We start from the raw sequence: 24,928 nt of genomic DNA, 5'->3' as shown, positions 1-24,928 counted from the left end.
TCTTCACTGTTCTCACTAAATAAATGTCAATTTTACGCGACCAGGGTCACTGAATGCCCCGCTTCGGCCAGGCATTGCCGCTTAACATCTTATCGTCATGTCATATCGGCATAATTTTAGCGGGTATTGCGTCATTGCTCAATCTATACGCAAAGAAGTTTAGATGTCCAGATGTATTGACGTCTATCAATCCTGCGATTACTCTTTAGGCCTCATCCACCGAACCGAGAGCCGAGCGAGCCCATGACGCGTAAACCAGCCACGATTGCCGTACGCAGCGGCCTGAACGACGACGAACAGTACGGCTGCGTTGTCCCGCCGATTCATTTGTCCAGCACCTATAACTTTACCGACTTCAACCAACCCCGAGCTCATGACTACTCGCGCCGCGGCAACCCGACGCGCGACGTTGTGCAGCGCGCGTTGGCGGAGCTGGAAGGCGGCGCCGGCGCGGTGATGACCGGCAGCGGGATGTCGGCGATCCATCTGGTGACCACCGTGTTGTTGAAGCCCGGCGATCTGCTGGTGGCGCCGCACGACTGCTACGGCGGCAGCTATCGGCTGTTCGACAGCCTGAGCAAGCGCGGCGCCTATCGCGTGCTGTTCGTCGATCAGGGTAATGAAGAAGCCCTGCAGCAGGCGCTGGCGAAAAAGCCGAAGCTGGTGCTGATAGAAAGCCCCAGCAATCCGCTGCTGCGGGTGGTGGACATCGCGGCGATCTGCGCTGCCGCGCATGCGGCGGGCGCGTTGACGGTGGTGGACAACACCTTCCTCAGCCCGGCCCTGCAACAGCCGATCGAACTCGGTGCCGATCTGGTGGTCCATTCTTGCACCAAATACCTGAACGGGCATTCGGACGTGGTGGCCGGGGCGGTGATTGCCAAAGATCCCGAGCTGGCGGTCGAGCTGGCCTGGTGGGCGAACAACATCGGCGTGACCGGCGGCGCGTTCGACAGTTATCTGTTGCTACGCGGCATGCGCACGCTGTCGCCGCGCATCAAGGCGGCGCAACAAAACGCTGAAGCGATTGTTGACTATTTACAGCAGCAACCGCTGGTGAAAAAGCTGTATCATCCCTCCCTGCCGGAGAATCCGGGGCATGAGATCGCCCGCCGTCAGCAGCGCGGTTTCGGCGCGATGCTGAGTTTTGAACTGGACGGCGATGAAGCGGTGCTGCGCCGTTTTCTCTCTGCCCTTGAGCTGTTTACTCTGGCAGAATCGTTGGGCGGCGTAGAAAGCCTGATCTCGCATGCAGCGACCATGACTCACGCCGGCATGGCGGCGGAGGCGCGGGCAGCGGCCGGCATCTCCGAGAGCCTGCTGCGCATTTCCGTGGGTATTGAAGACAGTGAAGATTTGATTGCCGATCTGGAACGCGCTTTCCAGGCGGCGGCAACGAGGTAAGCATGAATGCAATTGCTGTAGCAGGGCCGGTGAGCGGGCGTCAACTGCACAAGTTTGGCGGCAGCAGTCTGGCGGATGTGAAGTGTTATCTGCGTGTGGCCGGGATTATGGCGGAATACAGCCAGCCGGGCGACATGATGGTGGTATCGGCCGCCGGCAGTACCACCAACCAGTTGATCAACTGGCTGAAGCTCAGCCAGAGCGATCGCCTGTCTGCGCACCAGGTGCAGCAGACGTTGCGTCGCTATCACAGCGAGCTTATCAGCGGCCTGTTGCCGCCGGAAAGTGCCGAGCCGCTGATCGCCGAGTTCATTCAGGATCTGGAACGTCTGGCGGCGCTGCTGGACGGCAAAGTCGACGAGGTATGCTATGCCGAAGTGGTCGGGCACGGCGAGATCTGGTCGGCGCGCCTGATGGCGGCGGTGCTTAATCAGCTGGATATGCAGGCGGCCTGGCTGGACGCGCGTGATTTCCTGCGCGCCGAGCGCGCCGCGCAGCCGCAGGTGGATGAAGGCCGTTCTTACCCGCTGCTGCAGCAATTGATGGCTCAACATCCGGGCAAACGCCTGGTGGTGACCGGCTTCATTTCGCGCAACGACGCCGGGGAAACCGTGTTGTTGGGGCGTAACGGCAGCGACTACTCCGCCACTCAGGTCGGCGCGTTGGCCGGCGCTGCGCGCGTCACCATCTGGAGCGACGTGGCCGGGGTATACAGCGCCGATCCACGCAAGGTGAAAGACGCCTGCCTGCTGCCGCTGCTGCGTCTGGACGAAGCCAGCGAGCTGGCGCGCCTGGCGGCGCCGGTATTGCACACCCGTACCCTGCAGCCGGTCTCCGGCAGCGATATCGATCTTCAGCTGCGCTGCAGCTATCAGCCGGAGCAGGGCTCGACGCGCATCGAGCGCGTATTGGCGTCCGGCACCGGCGCCAAGATTGTCACCAGCCACGACGATGTGTGCCTGATTGAACTGCACGTCGCCGCTCAACATGACTTCAAACTGGCGCAGAAAGAGTTGGATCTGGTGCTCAAGCGCGCGCAGATAAAACCGCTGGCGGTGGGCATCCACCCTGACCGCAACCTGGTGCAGCTGTGTTACACCTCCGAGGTGGTCAACAGCGCGCTGGTGACGCTGCAGGCCGCGGCACTGCCAGGCGAGCTGCGCCTGCGTGAAGGGTTGGCGCTGGTGGCGATGGTCGGCGCCGGGGTGTGCAAGAACCCGCTGCACAGCCACCGTTTCTATCAGCAGTTGAAAGATCAGCCGGTCGAGTTCATCTGGCAGGCGGAAGATGGCATCAGCCTGGTGGCGGTATTGCGCCAGGGGCCGACCGCGCTGCTGATCCAGGGGCTGCACCAAAGCCTGTTCCGCGCCGAGAAGCGCATCGGTCTGGTGCTGTTCGGCAAGGGCAATATCGGGTCGCGCTGGCTGGAGCTGTTCGCCCGTGAGCAGACCCATATCTCCGCGCGCAGCGGCTTCGAATTTATCCTGGCGGGGGTGGTGGACAGCCGCCGCAGCCTGCTGAACTATGACGGGCTGGACGCCAGCCGCGCGCTGGCATTCTTTGAGGACGAAGCGCAGGAGCTGGATGAAGAATCGCTGTTCCTGTGGATGCGCGCGCACCCGTTCGACGATCTGGTGGTGCTTGACGTGACCGCCAGCGAAGAGCTGGCCGGGCAGTATCTGGATTTCGCCAGCTACGGTTTCCACGTGATCAGCGCCAATAAGTTGGCGGGAGCCTCGTGCAGCGACAGCTATCGCCAAATTCGCGACGCCTTCGCCAAAACCGGCCGCCACTGGCTGTATAACGCCACCGTCGGCGCCGGCCTGCCGGTCAACCACACGGTGCGCGATCTGCGCGACAGCGGCGACAGCATTCTGGCGATCAGCGGCATCTTCTCCGGCACGCTCTCCTGGCTGTTCCTGCAGTATGACGGCACGGTGCCGTTCACCGAGCTGGTGGATCAGGCCTGGCAGCAGGGGCTGACCGAACCGGATCCGCGGGTCGATCTCTCCGGCCAGGACGTGATGCGCAAGCTGGTGATCCTGGCGCGCGAGGCGGGCTACGACATCGAACCGAACCAGGTGCGGGTCGAGTCGCTGGTGCCGGCGGGCTGCGAGCTGGGCTCTGTCGATCAGTTCTTCGAGAACGGTGAGGCGCTGAACCAGCAGATGCAGCAGCGCTTTGAGGCCGCCAGCGAAATGGGCCTGGTGCTGCGCCACGTGGCGCGTTTCGACGCCAACGGCAAGGCGCGGGTCGGCGTGGAGGCGGTGCGCCCTGAGCATCCTCTGGCCTCGCTGCTGCCGTGCGACAACGTGTTTGCCATCGAAAGCCGCTGGTATCGCGATAATCCGCTGGTGATCCGCGGGCCGGGCGCCGGCCGCGACGTGACCGCCGGCGCGATCCAGTCAGACCTTAACCGATTGGCGCAGCTGCTTTAATCCTCTGCGGGCGCGGGCTCACCGCGCCCCTTTGCTTTTCCTGCCATACTTATCCCTGCCGCTGTCATGAAATTTCCTCTTTGAGCGGGTGAGGATTAATCATCTTATTCCCCTCATTTTCCTGTTGACTCTTTAGCCAACATGCGGCATTTTCTATCTAGACGTCTAAACGTATAGACGCTCATCAAGATGAAATAAAAACAGTGATCGATAAGAGGTGAGCAGGGTATGAGTTTTTTCCACGCAAACCAGCGGGAAGCGCTGAATCAGAGTCTGGCGGAGTTGAACGGCCAGATTAACGTATCATTCGAGTTCTTCCCGCCACGCACCAGCGAGATGGAAGAGACCCTGTGGCAGTCGATCGATCGTCTGAGCATCCTCAAACCTAAATTCGTTTCCGTCACCTACGGCGCCAATTCCGGCGAGCGCGATCGCACCCACAGCATCATCAAAGGGATCAAGGAACGCACCGGCCTGGAGGCGGCGCCGCACCTGACCTGCATCGACGCCAGCCCGGCGCAGCTGCGCGACATCGCGACCGATTACTGGAATAGCGGCATCCGCCATATCGTGGCGCTGCGCGGCGATCTGCCGCCGGGCGGCGGCAAGCCGGACATGTACGCGACCGATCTGGTGGCGCTGCTGAAAGACGTGGGCGACTTCGACATTTCCGTCGCCGCCTATCCGGAAGTGCACCCGGAGGCGAAGAGTGCGCAGGCAGATTTAATCAACCTGAAGCGCAAGATCGATGCCGGCGCCAACCGCGCCATCACCCAGTTCTTCTTCGACGTTGAGAGCTACCTGCGTTTCCGCGACCGTTGCGTCGCCGCCGGTATCGACGTGGAAATCGTGCCGGGCATTCTGCCGGTGTCCAACTTCAAGCAGCTGCAGCGCTTCGCCACCATGACCAACGTGCGGGTGCCAAGCTGGATGACCAGCATGTTCGAAGGGCTGGACGACGATGCGGAGACCCGCAAAATGGTCGGTGCCAACATCGCCATGGACATGGTGAAGATCCTGAGCCGCGAAGGGGTGAAAGATTTCCACTTCTATACCCTGAACCGCGCCGAGATGAGCTACGCCATCTGCCACACGCTGGGCGTGCGACCGGTGGCCGCCGCCTGACGGGCTTGCTCCATTGAAAAGGGCGCCGCTTTACCGCGGCGCCTTTTTTTGTGGGGGAGACATAAAAAAACAGCCCCGATAAACGGGGCCGCGATGAGGTTCACTAGCCGGTGTTGCGCATCCCGGCGGCGACGCCGGCGATGGTAACCATCAGCGCCTGCTCCACGCGGGCGTCCGGCTGCTCCTGCTGGCGCGAACGGTGCAGCAATTCGGCCTGCAGGACGTTCAGCGGATCGGTATAGACGTTACGCAGCGCGATGGATTCGGCGATCCACGGCAGGTCTTCCATCAGGTGTGCATCGTTGGCGATGGTCAGCACCACCTTGATGTCGCTTTCCAGCTGATCGCGCAGCTGTTGGCCCAGCGGCCACAGCGATTTATCCACCAGGCGCTGATCGTAGTATTCCGCCAGCCACAGGTCGGCTTTGGCGAACACCATTTCCAGCATGGCGATGCGGGTGGAGAAGAACGGCCAATCGCGACACATCGCCTCCAGCTCCGCCTGCTTGCCGGCTTTCACCGCTTCCTGCAATCCGGCGCCAGCGCCGAGCCAGGCCGGCAGCATCAGGCGGTTCTGCGTCCAGGCGAAGATCCACGGAATGGCGCGCAGGCTCTCTACGCCGCCGTTTGGCTTGCGCTTGGCCGGGCGTGAACCCAGCGGCAGTTTGCCCAGCTCCAGCTCCGGCGTGGCCGCGCGGAAGTAAGGCACGAAGTCCGGGTTTTCACGCACGTAGCCGCGATACATCCGGCAGGAGGTCTCGGACAGGTCGTCCATCAGCGCCCGCCATTCTTTCTTCGGTTCCGGCGGCGGCAGCAGGTTGGCCTCGAGGATCGCGCCGGCATACAGCGCCAGGCTGCTGATGGTGACTTCCGGCAGGCCGAACTTGAAGCGGATCATCTCGCCCTGTTCGGTGACGCGCAGGCCGCCCTTCAGGCTGCCCGGCGGCTGCGACAGCAGCGCCGCATGCGCCGGAGCGCCGCCGCGGCCGATGGAACCGCCGCGGCCGTGGAACAGCGTCAGCGCCACGCCGGCCTTTTCACAGGTTTTGATCAGCGCGTCCTGTGCGCGGTACTGCGCCCAGGAAGCCGCCATCACGCCGGCGTCTTTCGCCGAATCGGAATAGCCGATCATCACCATCTGTTTGCCCTGGATGAAGCCGCGATACCAGTCGATGTTAAGCAACTGGGTCATCACGTCGTCGGCGTTGTTCAGATCGTCGAGGGTTTCGAACAGCGGGGCGACCGGCAGCGCGAACGGGCAGCCGGCCTCTTTCAGCAGCAGGTGCACCGCCAGCACGTCGGAAGGCGTGCGCGCCATCGAAATCACATAGGCGGCGATCGAGCCCTGCGGCGCTTCGGCGATCACCCGGCAGGTTTCCAGCACTTCCTGGGTGTCGGCGCTCGGTTGCCATTTCAGCGGCACCAGCGGGCGTTTGGAGTTCAGCTCGCGGATCAGGAACGCCTGTTTATCGGCTTCCGACCAGCTTTCATAGTCGCCCAGCCCCAGATAGCGGGTCAGCTCGGCGATGGCTTCGGTATGGCGGGTGCTCTCCTGACGCACGTCGATGCGCACCAGCGGCACGCCGAAGCAGCGCACGCGGCGCAGGGTATCCAGCAGTTGACCGTTGGCGATGATGCCCATGCCGCAGGCCTGCAGCGACTGGTAGCAGGCATACAGCGGCTCCCACAGCTGCTCGTTGTTCACCAGCAGGTCGTGCGGTTTCAGCACGCGCTCACCCTTCAGGCGGCCTTCAAGATAAGCCTGGGAACTCATCAGCTGGCTGCGCAGTTGCTTCATGATTTCGCGGTACGGCTCCTGCACCTCATCGCCGCCGGCGCGGGCGCGCAGCTCCGGGGTGCATTCGGTCATCGACAGCTCGGAGACCAGCACCTGGATGTCGCGGGTGAACAGGTCGCAGGCTTTCCAGCGGCTGAGCAGCAGCACATGGCGGGTAATTTCGGCGGTGACGTTCGGGTTGCCGTCGCGATCGCCGCCCATCCAGGAGGTGAAGCGCACCGGCACCGCTTCCACCGGCAGGCTGTAATCGATGGAGTTTTCCAGCTGTTCGTTGAATTCGCGCAGGAACGCCGGCACGCCTTCCCACAGGCTGTTTTCCACCACCGCAAAGCCCCATTTGGCTTCGTCGATCGGGGAAGGGCGGTGTTTGCGAATTTCATCGGTGTGCCACGACTGGGCCACCAGCTGACGCAGGCGGCGCATGATCTTGTTGCGCTCGTAGTCGGCCAGATCGTTGTGATCGAGCTGGCTGAGGCAGGTGTTGACCTCCACCAGCTTGTGGATCAGGGTGCGACGGGTGATCTCCGTCGGGTGCGCCGTCAGCACCAGCTCGATGGAGAGTTGCGATACCGCGTGCTGCAGCTCTTTGTCGCTGAGCTTTTTGTCTTTGAGACGGCTGAACAGTTGAGCCAGCGCTTCCGGGTTGCTGGCGGCCTCGCCGTTGGGCGAAATGCTGTGGTACTGCTCGGCGACGTTGGTCAGGTTGAGGAACTGGCTGAAGGCGCGCGCCACCGGCAGCAGCTCGTCGTTGGACAGGTTCTGCAGGGTGGAGAGCAGCTCCTGGCGATGCGCTTCGTTGCCGGCGCGTGAGGATTTGGAAAGCTTACGGATGGTCTCAACGCGATCGAGAATATGCTCACCCAGCGCTTCTTTGATGGTATCGCCGAGCAATTTGCCGAGCATACTGACATTACTGCGCATTGCCGAATATTGTTCGTTCATATAACCCCTGACCCAGTTCTGTATGATTTTTATCTTGTAAATAAATTTCACGCGTCAGGCGCAGACCGCCTGCCTGATCACATCGCGTTCCTGTCCAATCGTCAATTGACACTATTTTTAGCAAAAAAACATCAAAATCGGCGCATTTTCTGAAATTTAATTACGGCGCGTCGGTTATCAGCACGGCTTATTTCGCCGTTTTCTACTTATTTTGAGTTAGGGGAAGCATAAAGCATTTCCCCTGTTAAATGTCGGGTTTATTGCCGGCAAAAATGTGTGACCAGCTGGCCCAGCAGTTTGCGCGTCGGTTCGATAAACGCGGTATCGATGTACTCGTCCGGCTGGTGGGCCTGATCGATGGAACCGGGGCCGAGCACCAGGGTCGGGCATACCTGTTGCACGAACGGCGCCTCGGTACAGTAGTTGACCACCTGCGTGCGGGTGCCCAGCAGCTCCTCGATCACCGCCACCATGCGGTGGTCGGTCGGGCACTCGTAGCCCGGCACCGACGCGTGCAGCTCTTCGATGGTCAGGCGGCCCGGCCAGCGTTGGCTCACCGGCTCCAGCGCCTGATGCATCAGTTCGTTGATGTTGTCGAGCGTCATGCCGGGCAGCGGGCGGATATCCAGGTGCAGCTCGCAGCAGGCACAGATGCGGTTGGCCGCGTCGCCGCCGCTGATATGGCCGAAGTTCATGGTGGGATAAGGCACGGCGAACGCCGGATTGTTGTAGCGCTCCTGCAGGGTTTTGCGCAGCTCCATCAGGCGGCCGATGGACTCGTGCATCAGATCGATGGCGTTGACGCCGCGCGCCGGATCGCTGGAGTGGCCGGACTGGCCGACGATGCGAATGGCGTTGGCCATGTGGCCCTTGTGCGCGCGCACCGGCTGCAGCGAGGTCGGCTCGCCGATGATGGCGAAATCCGGCCGAATGGCGGTGGAGGCGGCGAAATAACGCGCGCCGGCCATCGTCGTTTCTTCATCTGCGGTCGCCAGAATGTACAGCGGCTTGGTCAGTTTGCTCGCGTCGATGTCGCGCACTGCGTCCAGAATAAAGGCGAAGAAGCCTTTCATGTCGGCAGTGCCCAGCCCGTAGAGCTTGTTGTCGTGCTCGGTCAGGGTGAAGGGATCGCGCGTCCAGCGGCCTTCGTCGTAAGGCACCGTATCGGTATGGCCGGCCAGCAGCAGTCCGCCGCTGCCTTCACCAATGCTGGCCAGCAGGTTGAATTTGTGGCGCGACTCCGGCACCGGCTGCACGTCGACGCGGAAGCCCAGGTCGGCAAACCATCCGGCCAGCAAGTTGATTAACGCCTCATTGCTCTGATCGAGGCCGGCATCGGTGGCGCTGATCGAAGGAGTGGCGATCAACGCCCGGTACAGCTCAATAAATGGAGGTAATTTCATCTTCACTGTTGACAGCCTTAGGTTAGGATAGTATCAATATTCATGCATTTATTTTGAATAAAAATACAGTAAGCCGAAGCGTAAGGGAACCCGATGCCCGGATGTTTATAAAAGCATCAACGCCTGGCTCCGTGGGTGAACGGCGCAACAACGCTGGCTAGCCCTGTTACCTGGGTCGCAAGCGACCGCACGTCAGTTTAGAAGGTGAAAGGCCACATGTTGAATACGCTGATCGTTGGTGCCAGCGGTTACGCCGGAGCGGAGCTCACGGCTTACCTGAATCGCCACCCACACATGAACATAACCGCTTTAGCGGTTTCAGCGCAAAGTGCAGATGCAGGAAAGTTGCTTTCCGATCTCCATCCCCAGTTGAAAGGCATCGTCGATCTGCCGCTGCAGCCGTTGACCGACGTCGCCAAGGCGGCGCAGGGCATCGACGTGGTGTTCCTCGCCACCGCCCATGAAGTCAGCCACGATATCGCACCGGCTTTCCTGGCGGCGGGCTGCGTGGTGTTCGATCTGTCCGGCGCCTTTCGCGTGCAGGACGCCGGTTTTTATAGCCAGTACTACGGTTTCGAACATCAGCATGGCGCCCTGCTGGAGCAGGCGGTGTACGGCCTGGCGGAGTGGCAGAGCGACAAGATCAAACAGGCGCAGCTGATCGCGGTGCCGGGCTGTTACCCGACGGCGGCGCAGCTGGCGCTGAAACCGTTGATCGAAAATCAACTGCTGAACCTCGACCAGTGGCCGGTGATCAACGCCACCAGCGGCGTCAGCGGCGCCGGGCGCAAGGCCAGCATGACCACCAGTTTCTGCGAAGTGAGCCTGCAGCCGTACGGTATTTTCACTCACCGGCACCAGCCGGAGATCGCCGCGCACCTGGGCGTGCCGGTTATCTTTACGCCGCACCTGGGTAATTTCCCTCGCGGCATTCTTGAAACCATCACCTGCCGCCTGAAAGCCGGCGTGACCGCGCAGGACGTGGCCGCCGCCTATCATGCCGCCTATGACGACAAGCCGCTGGTGCGGCTGTACGACCAGGGCGTGCCGGCGCTGAAAGCGGTGGTGGGGCTGCCGTTCTGCGACATCGGTTTTGCGGTGCAGGGCGAGCATCTGATCGCCGTGGCAGTGGAAGACAATCTGCTGAAAGGCGCGGCGGCGCAGGCGGTGCAATGCCTGAATATTCGTTTCGGCTTCCCGGAAACCCAATCACTCCTTTAAACCAGCGTGAGTAAACAGCAATGAACCCGTTAATTATCAAGTTAGGTGGCGTGTTATTAGACAGTGAAGAAGCGCTGGAGCGTCTGTTTACCGCGTTGGACAGCTATCGGCAGCAGCACCAGCGCCCGCTGGTGATCGTGCACGGCGGCGGCTGCGTGGTGGACGAACTGATGAAGCAGCTCGCTTTGCCGGTGGTGAAAAAGAACGGCCTGCGCGTCACGCCGGCCGATCAGATCGACATCATCACCGGCGCGCTGGCCGGCACCGCCAACAAAACGCTGCTGGCGTGGGCGATTAAGCATCAAATCAACGCCGTTGGCCTGAGCCTGGCGGACGGCGGCAGCGCAGTCGTGACCCAGCTCGATCCGGCATTGGGCCACGTCGGCAACGCGCAGCCCGGCTCGCCCGCGCTGCTCAATACCCTGCTGGGCGCCGGCTACCTGCCGGTTATCAGCTCCATCGGCATCACCGCCGAAGGGCAGTTAATGAACGTGAACGCCGATCAGGCGGCGACGGCGCTGGCGGCGACGCTGGGGGCGGATCTGATCCTGCTGTCGGACGTCAGCGGCATCCTCGACGGCAAGGGCCAACGCATTGCGGAAATGACGGCGCAAAAAGCGGAACAACTGATCGCGCAAGGCATCATCACCGATGGTATGGTGGTGAAGGTGAATGCGGCGCTCGACGCCGCCCGCACCCTCGGCCGCCCGGTGGATATCGCCAGCTGGCGCCATGCCGATCAGCTTCCTGCTTTGTTTAACGGCGTGTCGATTGGCACCCGGATCCTCGCTTAATTTTAGAATTAGAAAGGAATAGATCATGCAAAACCAAGGCATCAAAAAAATCGTTCTGGCGTACTCCGGCGGCCTGGATACCTCGGCCATCATTCCATGGCTGAAAGAGAACTACGGCGGCTGTGAAGTGGTGGCGTTCGTGGCGGACATCGGCCAGGAGCGCAGCGATCTGGAAGGCGTGGAGCAAAAAGCCCTGCAGTCCGGTGCCTCTGAATGTCACGTGGTCGATCTGCGTGAAGAATTTATCCGCGATTACGTTTATCCGGTGCTGCAGACCGGCGCCCTGTACGAAGGCAGCTACCTGCTGGGCACCTCGATGGCGCGGCCGATCATTGCCAAGGCGCAGGTCGAGTTGGCGTTGAAAGTGGGCGCGGACGCGCTGTGCCACGGCGCAACCGGCAAAGGCAACGATCAGGTGCGTTTCGAAACCACCTACACCGCGCTGGCGCCGCAGCTGAAAGTGGTGGCGCCGTGGCGTGAGTGGAACCTGCGTTCCCGTGAAGCGCTGCTGGATTACCTGAAAGAGCGCAACATCCCGACTACCGCGTCGCTGGAGAAGATCTACAGCCGCGATGAGAACGCCTGGCACATCTCCACCGAAGGCGGCGTGCTGGAAAGCCCGTGGAATGCGCCGAACAAGGATTGCTGGGTATGGACTGTCGATCCGCAGGAAGCGCCGGATCAGCCTGAGCAGGTGACCGTCACCGTTGAGAAAGGCCGCGTCGTGGCGGTTAACGGTAAAGCGCTGTCGCCGTACCAGTGCCTGGAAACCCTGAACGCGCTGGGCGCCAAGCACGGCGTCGGCCGTATCGACATCGTGGAAAACCGTCTGGTGGGCATCAAATCCCGCGGCTGCTATGAGACCCCAGGGGGCACCATCATGGTGGCGGCGCTGCGCGCCATCGAGCAGCTGGTGCTGGATCGCGACAGCTTCAAATGGCGCGAGCAGCTGGGCCTGGAGATGTCCTATGTGGTGTACGACGGCCGTTGGTTCGCGCCGCTGCGCCGCTCGCTGCAGGCCTCTGCCGAAGCATTGGCTGAAGAGGTGAACGGCGAAGTGGTGCTGCAGCTGTACAAAGGCCAGGTGACGGCGACCCAGAAAAAATCCGCCAACAGCCTGTACTCCGAAGAGTTCGCCACCTTCGGCGAAGACGAAGTTTACGATCACAGCCACGCGGGCGGCTTTATCCGCCTGTTCTCTCTGTCTTCACGCATCCGCGCGTTGAATGAGAAAAAGAATAAATAACCGATTGGCGTGACTCTGCAAGGGCGCAGCATGCTGCGCCCTTTCGCATAAAAATTCAGGAGTAAGGTATGGCACTTTGGGGCGGACGGTTCACTCAGGCGGCGGATCAGCGGTTTAAGCAACTCAACGATTCGCTGCGGTTCGATTATCGCCTGGCGGAGCAAGATATCGTGGGCTCGGTGGCCTGGTCGAAGGCGCTGGTGACCGTTAATGTGTTGACGGCAACGGAGCAGCAGCAGCTGGAGCAGGCGTTGAATGCCTTGCTGACGGAAGTCCAGGCCGATCCTTTGGCGATCGTCCAAAGCGATGCCGAAGACATCCACAGCTGGGTGGAGCAGAAGTTGATCGAGAAGGTCGGCGATTTGGGCAAGAAGCTGCACACCGGCCGCAGCCGCAACGATCAGGTCGCGACCGATCTGAAGCTGTGGTGCAAACAGCAGATCGGCGATCTGCATCAGGCGATCGTCCAGCTGCAGCAGGCGCTGGTGGAGACCGCCGAAGCCAACCAGGATGCGGTGATGCCGGGGTATACCCACCTGCAACGCGCGCAGCCGGTGACATTTGCGCACTGGTGCCTGGCCTATGTCGAGATGCTGGCGCGCGATGAAAGCCGTCTGCAGGACACCCTGAAACGGCTGGACGTCAGCCCTCTGGGCAGCGGCGCGCTGGCCGGCACTGCTTATCCTATCGATCGCGAGCAACTGGCCGGCTGGCTGGGCTTCGCCTCGGCGACCCGCAACAGCCTGGACAGCGTATCCGATCGCGATCACGTGTTGGAACTGCTGTCCAACGCCGCCATCAGCATGGTGCACCTGTCGCGCTTCGCCGAAGATCTGATCTTCTTCAACAGCGGCGAGGCGGCGTTTGTCGAGCTGTCCGACCGCGTGACCTCCGGTTCTTCGTTGATGCCGCAGAAGAAAAACCCGGACGCGCTGGAGCTGATCCGCGGCAAGTGCGGCCGCGTACAGGGCGCGCTGACCGGCATGATGATGACGCTGAAAGGCCTGCCGCTGGCGTACAACAAAGACATGCAGGAAGACAAAGAAGGGTTGTTCGACGCGCTCGACACCTGGATGGACTGCCTGCAGATGGCGGCGCTGGTGCTGGACGGCATTCAGGTGAAGCGCCCGCGCTGCCAGGAAGCGGCGGAGCAGGGCTATGCCAACGCCACCGAGCTGGCGGATTACCTGGTCGCCAAGGGCGTGCCGTTCCGCGAAGCGCACCATATCGTCGGTGAGGCAGTGGTAGAAGCGATTCGCCAGGGCAAACCGCTGGAAGCGCTGCCGCTGGCGGATTTGCAGCAGTTCAGCGCGACGATCGCTGACGATGTCTACCCGATCCTGGCGTTGCAATCCTGCCTGGACAAACGTGCGGCCAAAGGCGGCGTCGCGCCGCAGCAGGTGGCCGCGGCAATCGCCGCAGCGAAACAGCGTTTGGCTTGACGACGACAAGGGCGGCCTGGCGCCGCCCTTGAACCTCTACCCCGCCAGGCGGGCGCAGAGATAACGGTTCAGGCTCACGCCTTCCTCCATCGCGCCAATCGCCAGCCGGCGATGCTGTTCCGGCGTCATGCGCAACACCAGTTTTCCGCTGAAGTTCTTTTCCGCCAGCGCCTGCGGCGGCGTTTCGCCTTGCGCCAGCATATCGGCGATCGTTTCGCTCACGACTTTCTCGATACCCTCCAATGCGCCGGTACGCGTGGCGGCCAGCCAGGACAACGAGGGGAATTCGGCGCACAGCCCGACATATTCACGATCTTGCGCTGACCAGGTGATGCGATAGGTATAGTGTTCATGCTTTTCCATGTTCTTCCTCCATTCTGGCCAGTGCGGCAATGACCTGCTTAACCTGATATGCCTTGGCCGCGCCGTTGTTGCCGCGTTGGATATTAATGCGCGGATCGCCTGGCCAGGGCATGCGATAAACGTGATGGCTGCTACCGTTTATGCGCGGCGGCCCAAACCATCGCGCGCAGATTTTCGCTAACTCGGCGAATTTGATGCTGTTCTGCCGCTGTTGCAAATCAGCGATGTCATCCCTGATCTCGTTCATGCTGCCTCCATTTTAGTATCGTTATTGGTATCATTTCAATGCTGAGCATAAAAAATGAGCGCAGGAGGGCCGTGAGGCAAGAGGAGGGAGGCAAATGTGGAAAGTGCTGCGCAAAAAAGCCGGGCCTGAAGGCCCGGTGGGTATGAACGGAGAATGGGAGGTTATTCGCCCGGGCAGCGCTGGCAGCGCTCGATTTCGGCCGCGCCGAGTTTGAGCTTCGCCTGCAGGTCGCGCAGCGCGGTGCGCAAGCCTTCTTCGATCACTGGATGATAGAACGGCATGTCCAGCATCTGATCGACGGTCATCTGCTGCTGGTGCGCCCAGGCCAACAGATGCGCAATGTGTTCGGCGTCCGGGCCGATCATTTCCGCACCGAGGAAACGGCCGGTGCCCTGTTCGCCGTAAACGTGCAGAACGCCCTTGTTGCGCAGCATCACCCGAGAGCGGCCCTGATTCTCAAACGAGACCTTGCCCACTTCAAAACAGCCGCAGGCGCTGAACTTCTCGCTCAGCTCGCGGAAGGTCGAGCCGACCATGGCGATCTGCGGATCGGAGAACACCACCGAAATCGCGCTGCGGCGCAGACCCGGATTGATCTCCGGGAAGCTGCCGGCGTTGGCGCCGGCGATGCGCGCCTGATCGCTGGCCTCATGCAGCAGCGGTAGCTGGTTGCTGGCGTCGCCGGCGATGAAGATATGCGGCACGCTGGTTTGCATCGTCAGGCGGTCGGCCAGCGGCACGCCTCGGGCGTCGAGCTGCAAACCGGTGTTTTCGAGGCCCAACCGATCGACGTTGGGGCGGCGGCCAGTGGCGGCCAACACGTAGTCCACCAGGATCTCCTGCGGTTGGCCCTGCAGATCCCGATAGCGGATAAACACCTTGTCGCCTTCGCGCTGCATCATCTCCACTTTCACGTCGGCGTCGAGATAGAACTCTTCCCCCAGCGTTTTCGCGGCGTAATCGCGCACGGCGCTGTCGGTGAGCGGCCCTACGGCGCCGCCGATGCCGAAGACCCGGGTGTCGACCCCGAGGCGGTGCAGCGCTTGCCCCAGTTCCAGCCCGATGACGCCGGGGCCGAACACCGCTACGGACTGCGGCAAATCATCCCAGTTGAACAGATCGTCGTTGACGATCAGGCGATCGCCCAGTTCGTTCCACGGCGCCGGCCAGCTGGGGCGTGAGCCGGTGGCGATCACGATGCGCTGCGCCACAATGCGCGTATGCTCATCGACCTGCAGCGTGTTGTCGTCGATAAAGCGGGCATAGCCCTGAATTTTGTCGCCGGCCGGGATCTCGTCCACGCCTTCCAGCACGAAGCCGACGAAACGATCGCGTTCGCGTTTGACGCGAGCCATCACCTCGCGCCCGTCAATGCGCGTTTTGCCGGTTGGGTGCACGCCAAAGCCCGGTGCACGTTCGATTTGATGCACCGCTTCGGCGGCGGCGATCAATAATTTGGATGGCATGCAGCCAACGCGCGCACAGGTGGTGCCATAAGGCCCACCTTCGATCATCACCACGCTGGGGGTAGACAGTTTGGCCGCGCGATAGGCGCCGAGCCCTGCGGTGCCGCCGCCGATGACCGCGACATCAACGTTCAACAGTTTCATATCCGCTCCTGAAAGGTAAAAAAAAGGCGGGCCGTAGCCCGCCAAAGTTCACGTTGGCTTTGTTATTACTTATTAAGCTGACAGGAAGGTTTCCAGATCGTCGCTGCCGCCGATGTGACGGCCGCCGATGAATACCTGCGGCACCGTGGCGCGGCCGCTGACGGCGCGCAGGCTGACGGTGGTGGCGTCTTTGCCCAGCACGATCTCTTCATACTGAATGCCGCGCTCTTGCAGCATCTGCTTGGCTTTGGCGCAGAATGGGCAGCCCGGTTTGGTGAACAGGGAGACCGATTCCTGCACTTTGAATTCCGGCGCCAGGTATTTCAGCATGGTGTCGGCGTCGGACACTTCAAACGGGTCGCCCGGCTTGTTTGGTTCGACAAACATTTTCTCGACCACGCCGTCGCGCACCAGCATCGAGTAGCGCCAAGAGCGTGGACCAAAGCCCAGATCCGCTTTCTCGACCAGCATGTTCATGCCTTTGGTGAATTCACCGTTGCCGTCCGGCACGAAAGTGATGTTTTCCGCATGCTGATCGGCTTTCCAGGCGTTCATCACGAAGGTGTCGTTCACCGAGACGCACAGAATGCTGTCGACGCCGTGTTGTTTGAATACGCTGGACAGCTCGTTGTAACGCGGCAGATGGCTTGAAGAGCAGGTCGGCGTAAACGCGCCCGGCAGCGAGAACACGATAACGGTTTTGTTTTTGAACAGGTCATCAGTGGTCACATCAATCCATTGGTCGCCCTGACGGGTGTGGAAAGTAACCTGAGGAACTTTCTTGCCTTCTTGACTGGTAAACATTGATTAACCCCTTAATTAGGAAAAGTAATTTTTAGCATTTAGCGCGATATCGCTTCGTTGGGACACATTATTGTCGCTGGGGCTTGATAGATCTAATCGCTCATTGCTATCTTATCTATCGCCATGAGCTATCATGGAATGGAGGGAAACAATGAATATTCGTGATTTAGAGTATCTGGTCGCCTTGGCCGAGCACCGGCACTTCCGCCGCGCGGCCGATTCATGCCATGTAAGCCAACCCACGCTGAGCGGGCAGATCCGCAAGCTGGAAGACGAGTTGGGCGTCATGCTGCTCGAGCGCACCAGCCGCAAGGTGCTGTTCACCCAGGCGGGTCTGTTGCTGGTGGAGCAGGCGCGTACCGTGCTGCGCGAAGTGAAAGTGTTGAAGGAGATGGCCAGCCAGCAGGGCGAAGCCATGTCCGGGCCGCTGCACATCGGCCTGATCCCGACCGTGGGGCCTTATCTGCTGCCGCAGATCATCCCGACGCTGCACAAAACCTTCCCGAAACTGGAAATGTACCTGCACGAAGCGCAAACCCACCAACTGCTGGCGCAACTCGACAGCGGCAAACTGGACTGCGCCATTCTGGCGTTGGTGAAGGAAACCGAGGCGTTTATCGAAGTGCCTCTGTTCGATGAACCGATGAAGCTGGCGGTGTATTCCGATCACCCGTGGGCGCAGCGCGAGCGCGTGGCGATGCCGGATTTAGCGGGAGAGAAGCTGCTGATGCTGGAAGATGGCCACTGCCTGCGCGATCAGGCGATGGGCTTCTGCTTCCAGGCGGGCGCGGACGAAGATACTCATTTCCGCGCCACCAGTCTGGAAACGTTGCGCAATATGGTCGCTGCCGGCAGCGGCATTACCCTGCTGCCGTCACTGGCGGTGCCGCCGCAGCGCGAACGCGACGGCGTGTGTTATCTGGATTGCTACAAGCCAGAACCGAAGCGCACCATCGCGTTGGTGTATCGCCCCGGTTCCCCACTGCGCAGCCGTTATGAGCAGTTGGCCGAAGCGATCCGCGAGCACATGCAGGGCTACATCGACAGCACGTTAAAACAGGCGGTTTAAGCCGTTAAGCGCCGCCACCCGGTAGGCTTCGGCCATGGTCGGATAGTTGAAGGTCGTATTAACGAAATACTCGATAGTATTGCCTTCACCTTTCTGTTCCATGATCGCCTGACCGATGTGGATGATCTCCGCCGCACGCTCGCCGAAGCAGTGGATCCCGAGGATCTGCAGGGTATCGCGATGGAACAGGATCTTCAGGCTGCCGACGTTCATCCCGGCGATCTGCGCGCGTGCCAAATGCTTGAACTGGGCGCGGCCCACTTCATACGGCACTTTCATCGCCGTCAGTTCCTGCTCGGTTTTGCCGACGGAGCTGATTTCCGGAATGGTGTAGATGCCGGTCGGGATATCTTCGATTAGGTGACCGCTGGCTTCGCCGGAAGCGATCGCCTGTGCCGCGATGCGGCCCTGATCATAGGCGGCGGAAGCCAGGCTCGGATAGCCGATCACGTCACCGACCGCATAGATGTGCGACAGCGCGGTCTGATACATGCTGTTCACCTTCAGCAACCCGCGGCTGTCTGACTCCAGACCGACGTTCTCCAACCCCAACGAATCGGTGTTGCCGGTACGGCCGTTGGCGTACAGCAGGCAGTCCGCTTTCACCTTCTTGCCGGACTTCAGGTGCACGATCACGCCGTCTTCGGTGCCTTCGATCTTCTCGAATTCTTCGTTGTGGCGGATCACCACGCCGTTGTTCCAGAAGTGATAAGAGAGCGAATCCGACATCTCTTGATCGAGGAACGCCAGCAGCCGATCGCGGGTGTTGATCAGATCCACCTTGACGTTCAGGCCGCGGAAGATAGACGCATATTCGCAGCCGATCACCCCGGCGCCGTAAATGATCACGTGGCGCGGTTCATGGCTCAGTTCGAGGATTGAGTCGCTGTCGTAGATGCGCGGGTGATTGAAATCGACGCTGGCCGGATGGTAAGGGCGCGAGCCGCAGGCGATCACGATGTGATCGGCGCGGATGGTGTCCTGGGTGCCGTCCATGTAGCTGACGCTGACGGTGTTGGCGTCGATGAAGCGCGCGTCGCCGGCGAACAGCTTGCACTGGTTCCGCTCATAGAACCCTTGGCGCATGCGGGTCTGCTGGCTGATGACGTTATCGGCGTGGCGTAAAATGTCAGGGAAGGTCGCGCTAAGCGTGCGCGAATTGTTGTAAAGCGGGTTCTGGTTGAATTCGATAATGCGGCTGACGGCGTGGCGGAGGGCTTTGGAAGGGATGGTGCCCCAATGGGTACATCCGCCGCCTACGTTGTTGTACCGTTCGATAACGGCCACGCGGGCGCCCTGTTTCACCAGCCCCATGGCGGCACCTTCACCACCAGGGCCCGAGCCAATCACTATGGCATCAAATTGATAGTGCTGTTGCATGTAGGAGAGACCTGTTTTTTTATACAAGATTACAACGGTATCTTAACATCATAGCGCTGCTCACCCAATCACCATTAGGCTTTTTGAGTCAAAGCACAATCGGCTCAGGGCGGAAGTGTGATAGAGCGCGTTAGTATAAATGCTGTTGCAATAAAATTTGCTATATTGCCGAGTCTAGGGCGTTAGACTGAGAGAATGGAACCTATCCGGATATGCATATGGGCGTCAGAGCACAACAAAAAGAACGGACTCGTCGTTCCCTGATCGAAGCCGCATTCAGCCAGCTGAGCGCCGAACGCAGCTTCGCCAGCCTGAGCCTGCGGGAAGTTTCACGCGAGGCGGGCATCGCGCCCACGTCGTTTTACCGCCATTTCCGCGACGTGGATGAGCTGGGGCTGACCATGGTGGATGAAAGCGGCCTGATGCTGCGTCAGTTGATGCGCCAGGCGCGCCAACGCATCGCCAAGGGCGGCAGCGTGATCCGCACCTCGGTGTCCACCTTTATGGAATTTATCGGCAACAACCCGAACGCCTTCCGCCTGCTGCTGCGCGAGCGCTCCGGCACGTCGGCGGCATTTCGTGCGGCGGTGGCGCGCGAGATCCAGCATTTCATCGCCGAACTGGCGGACTACCTCGAGTTGGAAAACCACATGCCGCGCAGCTTTACCGAAGCGCAGGCGGAAGCGATGGTCACCATCGTGTTCAGCGCCGGCGCGGAAGCGCTGGATATCGACGTCGAGCAGCGGCAGCAGCTGGAAGAAAGGCTGGTGCTGCAGCTGCGGATGATCTCCAAAGGGGCGTATTACTGGTATCGTCGCGAACAAGAAAAAGCTTCTGTGTCCCACGTATAAAAAAGGTAAAAAATGATGGAAAAACCAGGCCGTGAAAATGGCACCTTACTGCTGGCGTTGATTGCCGGCCTTTCGATCAACGGTTCCTTTGCCGCGCTGTTCAGCTCGGTGGTGCCGTTTTCGATCTTCCCGCTGATTGCGTTGGTGCTGGCGGTGTACTGCCTGCATCAGCGTTACCTGAACCGCGCCATGCCGGACGGCATGCCGAAGCTGGCGGCGGCCTGCTTCCTGCTGGGGCTGTTGATGTACAGCGCCATCGTGCGCGCCGAATACCCGCAGATCGGCTCCAACTTCCTGCCGTCGGTGATCTGTGTGGCGCTGGTGCTGTGGATCGGGGTCAAGCTGAAGGCGCGCAAGGCGCTGGATGCGCCGACTCAAGAGCCGTAATGAAACGGGGCGCCATCATGGCGCCCCTGTCGTATCAGCGGTGTTTTTCCAGCAACACGCCGCATTCCATGTGATGGGTATACGGGAACTGGTCGAACAGCGCCAGGCGGCTGACCCGGTGCGTGGCCTGCAGCGTTTCCAGGTTGGCGCACAGCGTTTCCGGATTGCATGAAATATACAGAATGCGCGGGTAAGCCTGCACCATCTTCACCGTTTCCGCGTCCAGCCCGCTGCGCGGCGGATCGACGAAAATCGTCTCGCAGTTGTAGCCGCTCAGATCGATGCCTTTCAACCGGTTGAATTCGCGTACTCCGTTCATCGCCTGGGTGAAGTCTTCCGCCGCCATGCGGATGATCTGCACGTTGTCGATATGGTTGGCGGCGATGTTGTACTGCGCCGCCGCCACCGACGGCTTGGCGATCTCGGTCGCCAGCACGCGCTCGAAATTGCGCGCCAACGCCAGCGAGAAGTTGCCGTTACCGCAATACAGTTCCAGCAAGTCGCCTTTGGAACCGGCGGTGACCGCCAGCGCCCATTCCAGCATCTGCACGTTCATGGCCGCGTTGGGTTGAGTAAAGCTGTTTTCCACCTGGCGGTAGATCATATCGCGGCCGGCGACCGGCAGCACTTCGTCAACATAATCCTGGTCGAGCATGATCTTGGTCTTCGACGCTCGGCCGATCAGCTGCAGGTCAAAACCCTGCGCGCGCAGCTCGTCGCGCAGTTGCTCGGCGCGCTGCTGCCAAGCGTCATCCAGCTTGCGGTGATACAGCAGCGAGGCGATGATTTTGCCGCTTTGCGTCGACAGATAATCTATCTGGAACAGTTTGTGGCGCAGGATCGGCTCCGGCTTCAGCGCGGCGATCAGGGCGCTCATCAGGCGGTTGATCAGTTCGCTGGCGGCCGGGAATTGATCGACGCGAATACGCTGCTTGGTCTGCTGATCGAACATGATGTGATACATGTCGTCCGCGTCGTGCCAGATGCGGAACTCGGCGCGCATGCGGTAGTGGTCGACTGGCGAGCGGAACACTTCCGGCTCGGGCGCCGCGAACGGTGACATCAACGTCTTCAGGCGGGCGACTTTCTCCGCCAGTTGGTCATCGTAACGTTCAATAGGCAAATTCTCGGGCGTCATGTGTTTCTTCTCGTCAGGCAAATTTGATCAGCGGGGATTGTAGGGAATCAGCCCGTGAAGTCCAGTTTTGTCGCGTTTATTATTTGTAACATTAGTAGCAGTCTAGACATCTATTTGCATTGATCGTAGCATTGCCGTCCGGCCTCAAGCAGCGAGTGAAAAGGGAATCCGGTGTGAATCCGGAGCTGACGCGCAGCGGTAAGGGGAAGTCACGGCGATAGCGTTTCGACGCAGACACTGTCCATTGCAGGATGGGAAGTCATCGCCTGTTGCCGGTCGCGCCCCGCGGCCCGCAAATCCCAAGCCCGAAGACCTGCCGGTGTTACGTCGCAATGTCCGTGGCCGTCGCGAACTACCGGCCATGATCCTGCGGCATCCGCCAATTAAGTTTGGATGCTTTTTTCATGACAATTACAAAAAATACGCTGCTGGCGGTGGTCTCCTCCGTCACGGCTTTTTCTGGATGGGCGCAAGACAACACTACAGCCACGAATGGCGATAACCTGGTGGTGACCGCCAACCGTTTCCCGCAGCCGGTTTCTTCCGTGTTGGCGCCGACCTCCGTCGTCACCCGTAACGATATCGAACGCTGGCAGGCCAAGAGCCTGACCGACGTGATGCGCCGTTTGCCAGGCGTGGACATTGCGCAGAATGGCGGCCTGGGGCAGCAAAGTTCGTTGTTTATTCGCGGCACCAATTCCAGCCATGTGCTGGTGTTAATTGACGGTATTCGCCTTAATCAGGCGGGCGTCAGCGGCTCTTCCGATCTCAGCCAGATCCCGATTTCGCTGGTGCAGAAAGTCGAATACATTCGCGGCCCGCGTTCGGCGGTATACGGTTCCGACGCCATCGGCGGCGTAGTCAACATCATTACCACCCGCGAAAAGAACGGCACGACGCTGGCTGCCGGCGTCGGCTCCAACGGCTATCAATCCTATGACGCGTCGACTCAACAGCCGCTGGGCGACAGCACCGTGGCGACGGTGGCGGGGAACTACACCTATACCAAAGGGTATAATGTTGTCGCGAACTTGCCGGACAGCTTCGGCAATCCTGCACAGCCTGACCGCGACGGCTTTATGAGCAAATCTCTGTATGGCGGCATTGAGCACAAGTTCAATGAGGCGTTCAGCGGCTTTGTTCGCGGTTATGGTTATGACAATCGCACGGCCTATGACGGTAATTACAGTTATTCGGATCCGGCGCATTTAGATGCGTTGCCTGACACTCGCCAACTCTATAGCCAAAGCTGGGATAGCGGTCTGCGCTATCAGGACGGCATCTATGCTACGCAGTTGATCGCGAGCTATAGCCATACCAAAGACTATAACTACGATCCCAAATACGGCCCTTATTCTGCGTCTGCAACCCTGGATGACTCCACGCAATACAATGTGCAGTGGGGCAATACGTTCCAGGTTGCTCAAGGCCATATCAGTACGGGTGTCGATTGGCAGAATCAGAAAATCGAGCCGGGTACGGCTTACATCACTGATAGCAAGAGCCAACGTAATACCGGGCTTTATCTGACGGCGCAGCAACAAGTGGATGCCTTTACTTTGGAAGGTGCTGTGCGCGGTGACGATAACTCGCAGTTTGGTTGGCATGGCACTTGGCAAACCAGCGTGGCCTGGGAATTTGTTGAGGGCTACCGTGCCATCGCGTCTTATGGTACTGCGTTTAAAGCGCCAAATTTGGGGCAGCAGTACGGCAGCTTTGGCGGCAACCCGGATTTGAAACCGGAAGAAAGCAAACAGTGGGAAGGGGGCTTTGAGGGGCTGACCGGCCCGGTCACCTGGCGCGTTACCGGTTATCGCAATGATATAGATAATCTGATCAGCTATGCATCAAGCGGTTCAGGTTCAGCCTATTACAATGTTAATCAGGCAAGGATTAAAGGTGTTGAAGCGACGGCGTCTTTTGATACCGGCCCGCTGACGCATCAGATTGGTTACGATTATGTCGACCCGCGCAACGCAAAAACTAACGAAGTGCTGTTGCGCCGCGCCAAACAGCAGGTGAAATATGAGCTGGACTGGCAGCTGTATGACTTTGATTGGGCGGTAACCTACCAGTATCTGGGAGAGCGCTACGACGGTGATTACAGCGGCTACACCACGCGTACGGTTAAACTTGGCGGCGTGAGCCTGTGGGATCTCGCAGTTTCGTATCCGGTCACATCTCATCTGACAGTTCGTGGTAGAATTGCCAACCTGTTTGATAAAGATTATGAGACGGCCTATGGCTACGCTACTCCAGGAAGAGAATACTACCTCACTGGAAGCTATACCTTCTAACAGCACCGCCACACCTCGCCCGACGGTGCTGGTTTTTGATTCCGGCGTCGGCGGGCTGTCGGTGTATCAGGAGATTCGGCAGTTGCTGCCGGATCTCCACTATATATACGCGTTCGACAACGTGGCGTTCCCCTACGGCGAGAAGTCCGAAGAGTTTATCGTTGAGCGCGTGCTGGAGATTGTCGGCGCGGTGCAGCAGCGTCATCCTCTGGCGATTGTCGTCATCGCCTGCAACACCGCCAGCACGGTCTCCTTGCCGGCCCTGCGCGAGCGTTTCAGTTTCCCGGTCGTGGGCGTGGTGCCCGCCATCAAACCGGCGGCCCGTCTTACCGTCAACGGCATTGTCGGCCTGTTGGCGACCCGCGGCACCGTACAGCGCAGCTATACCCATGAGCTGATTTCCCGGTTCGCCACCGATTGCAAGATTGAGCTGCTGGGCTCTTCTGAACTGGTGGAGCTGGCGGAAGCCAAGCTGCATGGCGAAGCCGTGCCGCTGCCGGTGCTGAAGAAGATCCTGCATCCTTGGCTGAGCATGCGCGAGCCGCCGGATACGGTCGTGCTGGGCTGCACCCATTTCCCTCTATTAGCTGAAGAGCTGATGCAGGTGTTGCCGGAAGGCACCCGATTGGTGGATTCCGGCGCGGCGATTGCTCGTCGCACCGCCTGGCTCATCTCTACGCAGGAAAGCCTGGTCTCGAGCCAGGAAGAGAATCTGGCGTATTGCATGGCGTTAAATGAAGATACTGACGCTTTATTGCCCGTTTTGCAGGGCTACGGCTTTAAATCGTTGAAAAAACTGCCGCTTTAACGGTGTTTTGGTTAAACATTCAACGGTTGGAAAAAATATTGAAATTAGGGGTTGCGGCCTGCCGAGAACTCCCTATAATGCGCCTCCACTGACCGGGAACAACGACTGACAAGCCGCCGGGTCAGCGAGAAGAAAGCGAAATAAACGCTTGACTCTCCGGG

General features: G+C 60.1%; 20 protein-coding genes and 1 riboswitch. Of the genes, 12 read left to right on the top strand and 8 right to left on the bottom strand.

The window, feature by feature from the left end:
* The first annotated feature begins 243 nt into the window (after positions 1-243).
* The 3 genes from metB to metF all read left to right on the top strand — a co-directional run bounded on the left by metB (position 244) and on the right by metF (position 4,967).
* Entirely contained in the window at positions 244-1,404 is a 1,161-nt protein-coding gene (metB, locus tag ACJ8IJ_RS22635) for a cystathionine gamma-synthase (RefSeq protein WP_325962833.1), read from the top strand.
* Positions 1,405-1,406: 2 nt separating this feature from the next.
* Positions 1,407-3,842 carry a bifunctional aspartate kinase/homoserine dehydrogenase II gene (locus ACJ8IJ_RS22630; protein WP_004931073.1) on the top strand — a complete coding sequence of 812 codons (2,436 nt, stop codon included), beginning with the start codon at positions 1,407-1,409 and terminating at the stop codon, positions 3,840-3,842.
* Between the two features lie 228 nt (positions 3,843-4,070).
* On the top strand, positions 4,071-4,967 hold the full coding sequence (gene metF, locus ACJ8IJ_RS22625; protein ID WP_019452242.1) for a methylenetetrahydrofolate reductase: 897 nt from the start codon (positions 4,071-4,073) through the stop codon (positions 4,965-4,967).
* Between the two features lie 103 nt (positions 4,968-5,070).
* On the opposite strand, the gene ppc is transcribed toward metF, so the two are convergent.
* Both ppc and argE read right to left on the bottom strand, forming a co-directional pair.
* Complete coding sequence (gene ppc / locus ACJ8IJ_RS22620) at positions 5,071-7,707, bottom strand: phosphoenolpyruvate carboxylase (protein ID WP_004931070.1); 2,637 nt, start codon at positions 7,705-7,707, stop codon at positions 5,071-5,073.
* Positions 7,708-7,964: 257 nt separating this feature from the next.
* The gene (gene argE, locus ACJ8IJ_RS22615; protein ID WP_004931068.1) at positions 7,965-9,110 is read right to left on the bottom strand and encodes an acetylornithine deacetylase; all 1,146 of its coding nucleotides are present in this window, start codon (positions 9,108-9,110) and stop codon (positions 7,965-7,967) included.
* 216 nt (positions 9,111-9,326) lie between these two features.
* On the opposite strand from argE, the gene argC reads away from it, so the two are divergent.
* From argC to argH, 4 genes are all read left to right on the top strand, one after another.
* Positions 9,327-10,331, top strand: a complete 1,005-nt coding sequence (gene argC, locus ACJ8IJ_RS22610) for an N-acetyl-gamma-glutamyl-phosphate reductase (RefSeq protein ID WP_442518927.1) — start codon at positions 9,327-9,329, stop codon at positions 10,329-10,331.
* A 20-nt stretch (positions 10,332-10,351) separates the two neighbouring features.
* Positions 10,352-11,125, top strand: coding sequence for an acetylglutamate kinase (gene argB / locus ACJ8IJ_RS22605; protein ID WP_015379408.1), 774 nt, complete (start codon positions 10,352-10,354; stop codon positions 11,123-11,125).
* A gap of 25 nt (positions 11,126-11,150) precedes the next feature.
* Positions 11,151-12,371 carry an argininosuccinate synthase gene (locus ACJ8IJ_RS22600; RefSeq protein ID WP_004931061.1) on the top strand — a complete coding sequence of 407 codons (1,221 nt, stop codon included), beginning with the start codon at positions 11,151-11,153 and terminating at the stop codon, positions 12,369-12,371.
* Between the two features lie 68 nt (positions 12,372-12,439).
* Complete coding sequence (argH, locus tag ACJ8IJ_RS22595; RefSeq protein WP_015379406.1) at positions 12,440-13,813, top strand: argininosuccinate lyase; 1,374 nt, start codon at positions 12,440-12,442, stop codon at positions 13,811-13,813.
* Positions 13,814-13,849: 36 nt separating this feature from the next.
* Here the strand turns inward: argH and ACJ8IJ_RS22590 are convergent, their stop codons facing one another.
* From ACJ8IJ_RS22590 to ACJ8IJ_RS22575, 4 genes are all read right to left on the bottom strand, one after another.
* Positions 13,850-14,176: a type II toxin-antitoxin system HicB family antitoxin gene (locus ACJ8IJ_RS22590; protein ID WP_033652204.1), complete on the bottom strand. Its 327-nt coding sequence runs from the start codon at positions 14,174-14,176 to the stop codon at positions 13,850-13,852.
* Positions 14,163-14,423, bottom strand: coding sequence for a hypothetical protein (locus ACJ8IJ_RS22585; RefSeq protein ID WP_004931055.1), 261 nt, complete (start codon positions 14,421-14,423; stop codon positions 14,163-14,165). The genes ACJ8IJ_RS22590 and ACJ8IJ_RS22585 overlap by 14 nt, the downstream gene beginning before the upstream one ends.
* Positions 14,424-14,584: 161 nt before the next feature.
* Positions 14,585-16,033, bottom strand: a complete 1,449-nt coding sequence (locus tag ACJ8IJ_RS22580; RefSeq protein ID WP_131165396.1) for a dihydrolipoyl dehydrogenase — start codon at positions 16,031-16,033, stop codon at positions 14,585-14,587.
* Positions 16,034-16,105: 72 nt separating this feature from the next.
* Positions 16,106-16,837, bottom strand: a complete 732-nt coding sequence (locus ACJ8IJ_RS22575) for a glutathione peroxidase (protein ID WP_004931051.1) — start codon at positions 16,835-16,837, stop codon at positions 16,106-16,108.
* Positions 16,838-16,988: 151 nt separating this feature from the next.
* Here ACJ8IJ_RS22575 and oxyR point away from each other — a divergent pair, with 151 nt between their 5' ends.
* A complete protein-coding gene (gene oxyR / locus ACJ8IJ_RS22570; RefSeq protein ID WP_004931048.1) occupies positions 16,989-17,906 on the top strand; it encodes a DNA-binding transcriptional regulator OxyR in 918 nt (305 codons plus the stop codon).
* Here the strand turns inward: oxyR and sthA are convergent.
* Positions 17,889-19,286, bottom strand: coding sequence for a Si-specific NAD(P)(+) transhydrogenase (sthA, locus tag ACJ8IJ_RS22565; RefSeq protein ID WP_004931047.1), 1,398 nt, complete (start codon positions 19,284-19,286; stop codon positions 17,889-17,891). The two genes, oxyR and sthA, sit on opposite strands and share 18 nt — an antisense overlap.
* A gap of 218 nt (positions 19,287-19,504) precedes the next feature.
* Between sthA and fabR the strand changes: the two genes are divergently transcribed.
* On the top strand, positions 19,505-20,137 hold the full coding sequence (gene fabR, locus ACJ8IJ_RS22560) for an HTH-type transcriptional repressor FabR (RefSeq protein ID WP_004931044.1): 633 nt from the start codon (positions 19,505-19,507) through the stop codon (positions 20,135-20,137).
* A gap of 15 nt (positions 20,138-20,152) precedes the next feature.
* Positions 20,153-20,524, top strand: a complete 372-nt coding sequence (locus ACJ8IJ_RS22555; protein ID WP_004931042.1) for a YijD family membrane protein — start codon at positions 20,153-20,155, stop codon at positions 20,522-20,524.
* Positions 20,525-20,558: 34 nt separating this feature from the next.
* On the opposite strand, the gene trmA is transcribed toward ACJ8IJ_RS22555, so the two are convergent.
* Positions 20,559-21,662 carry a tRNA (uridine(54)-C5)-methyltransferase TrmA gene (trmA, locus tag ACJ8IJ_RS22550; protein WP_044030092.1) on the bottom strand — a complete coding sequence of 368 codons (1,104 nt, stop codon included), beginning with the start codon at positions 21,660-21,662 and terminating at the stop codon, positions 20,559-20,561.
* A 122-nt stretch (positions 21,663-21,784) separates the two neighbouring features.
* Positions 21,785-21,997, top strand: a riboswitch (cobalamin riboswitch).
* Between the two features lie 69 nt (positions 21,998-22,066).
* Between trmA and btuB the strand changes: the two genes are divergently transcribed.
* On the top strand, positions 22,067-23,959 hold the full coding sequence (gene btuB / locus ACJ8IJ_RS22545) for a TonB-dependent vitamin B12 receptor BtuB (RefSeq protein WP_442518926.1): 1,893 nt from the start codon (positions 22,067-22,069) through the stop codon (positions 23,957-23,959).
* Positions 23,904-24,767 (top strand): glutamate racemase, encoded by an 864-nt coding sequence (murI, locus tag ACJ8IJ_RS22540; protein ID WP_033631312.1) that lies wholly within the window; start codon positions 23,904-23,906, stop codon positions 24,765-24,767. The genes btuB and murI overlap by 56 nt, the downstream gene beginning before the upstream one ends.
* The last annotated feature ends 161 nt before the right edge of the window (positions 24,768-24,928 follow it).

The organism is Serratia sp. CY40230 (genome assembly GCF_052168835.1).
Classification (GTDB): domain Bacteria; phylum Pseudomonadota; class Gammaproteobacteria; order Enterobacterales; family Enterobacteriaceae; genus Serratia; species Serratia nematodiphila.
This window is presented reverse-complemented; position numbering and strand designations above follow the sequence as displayed.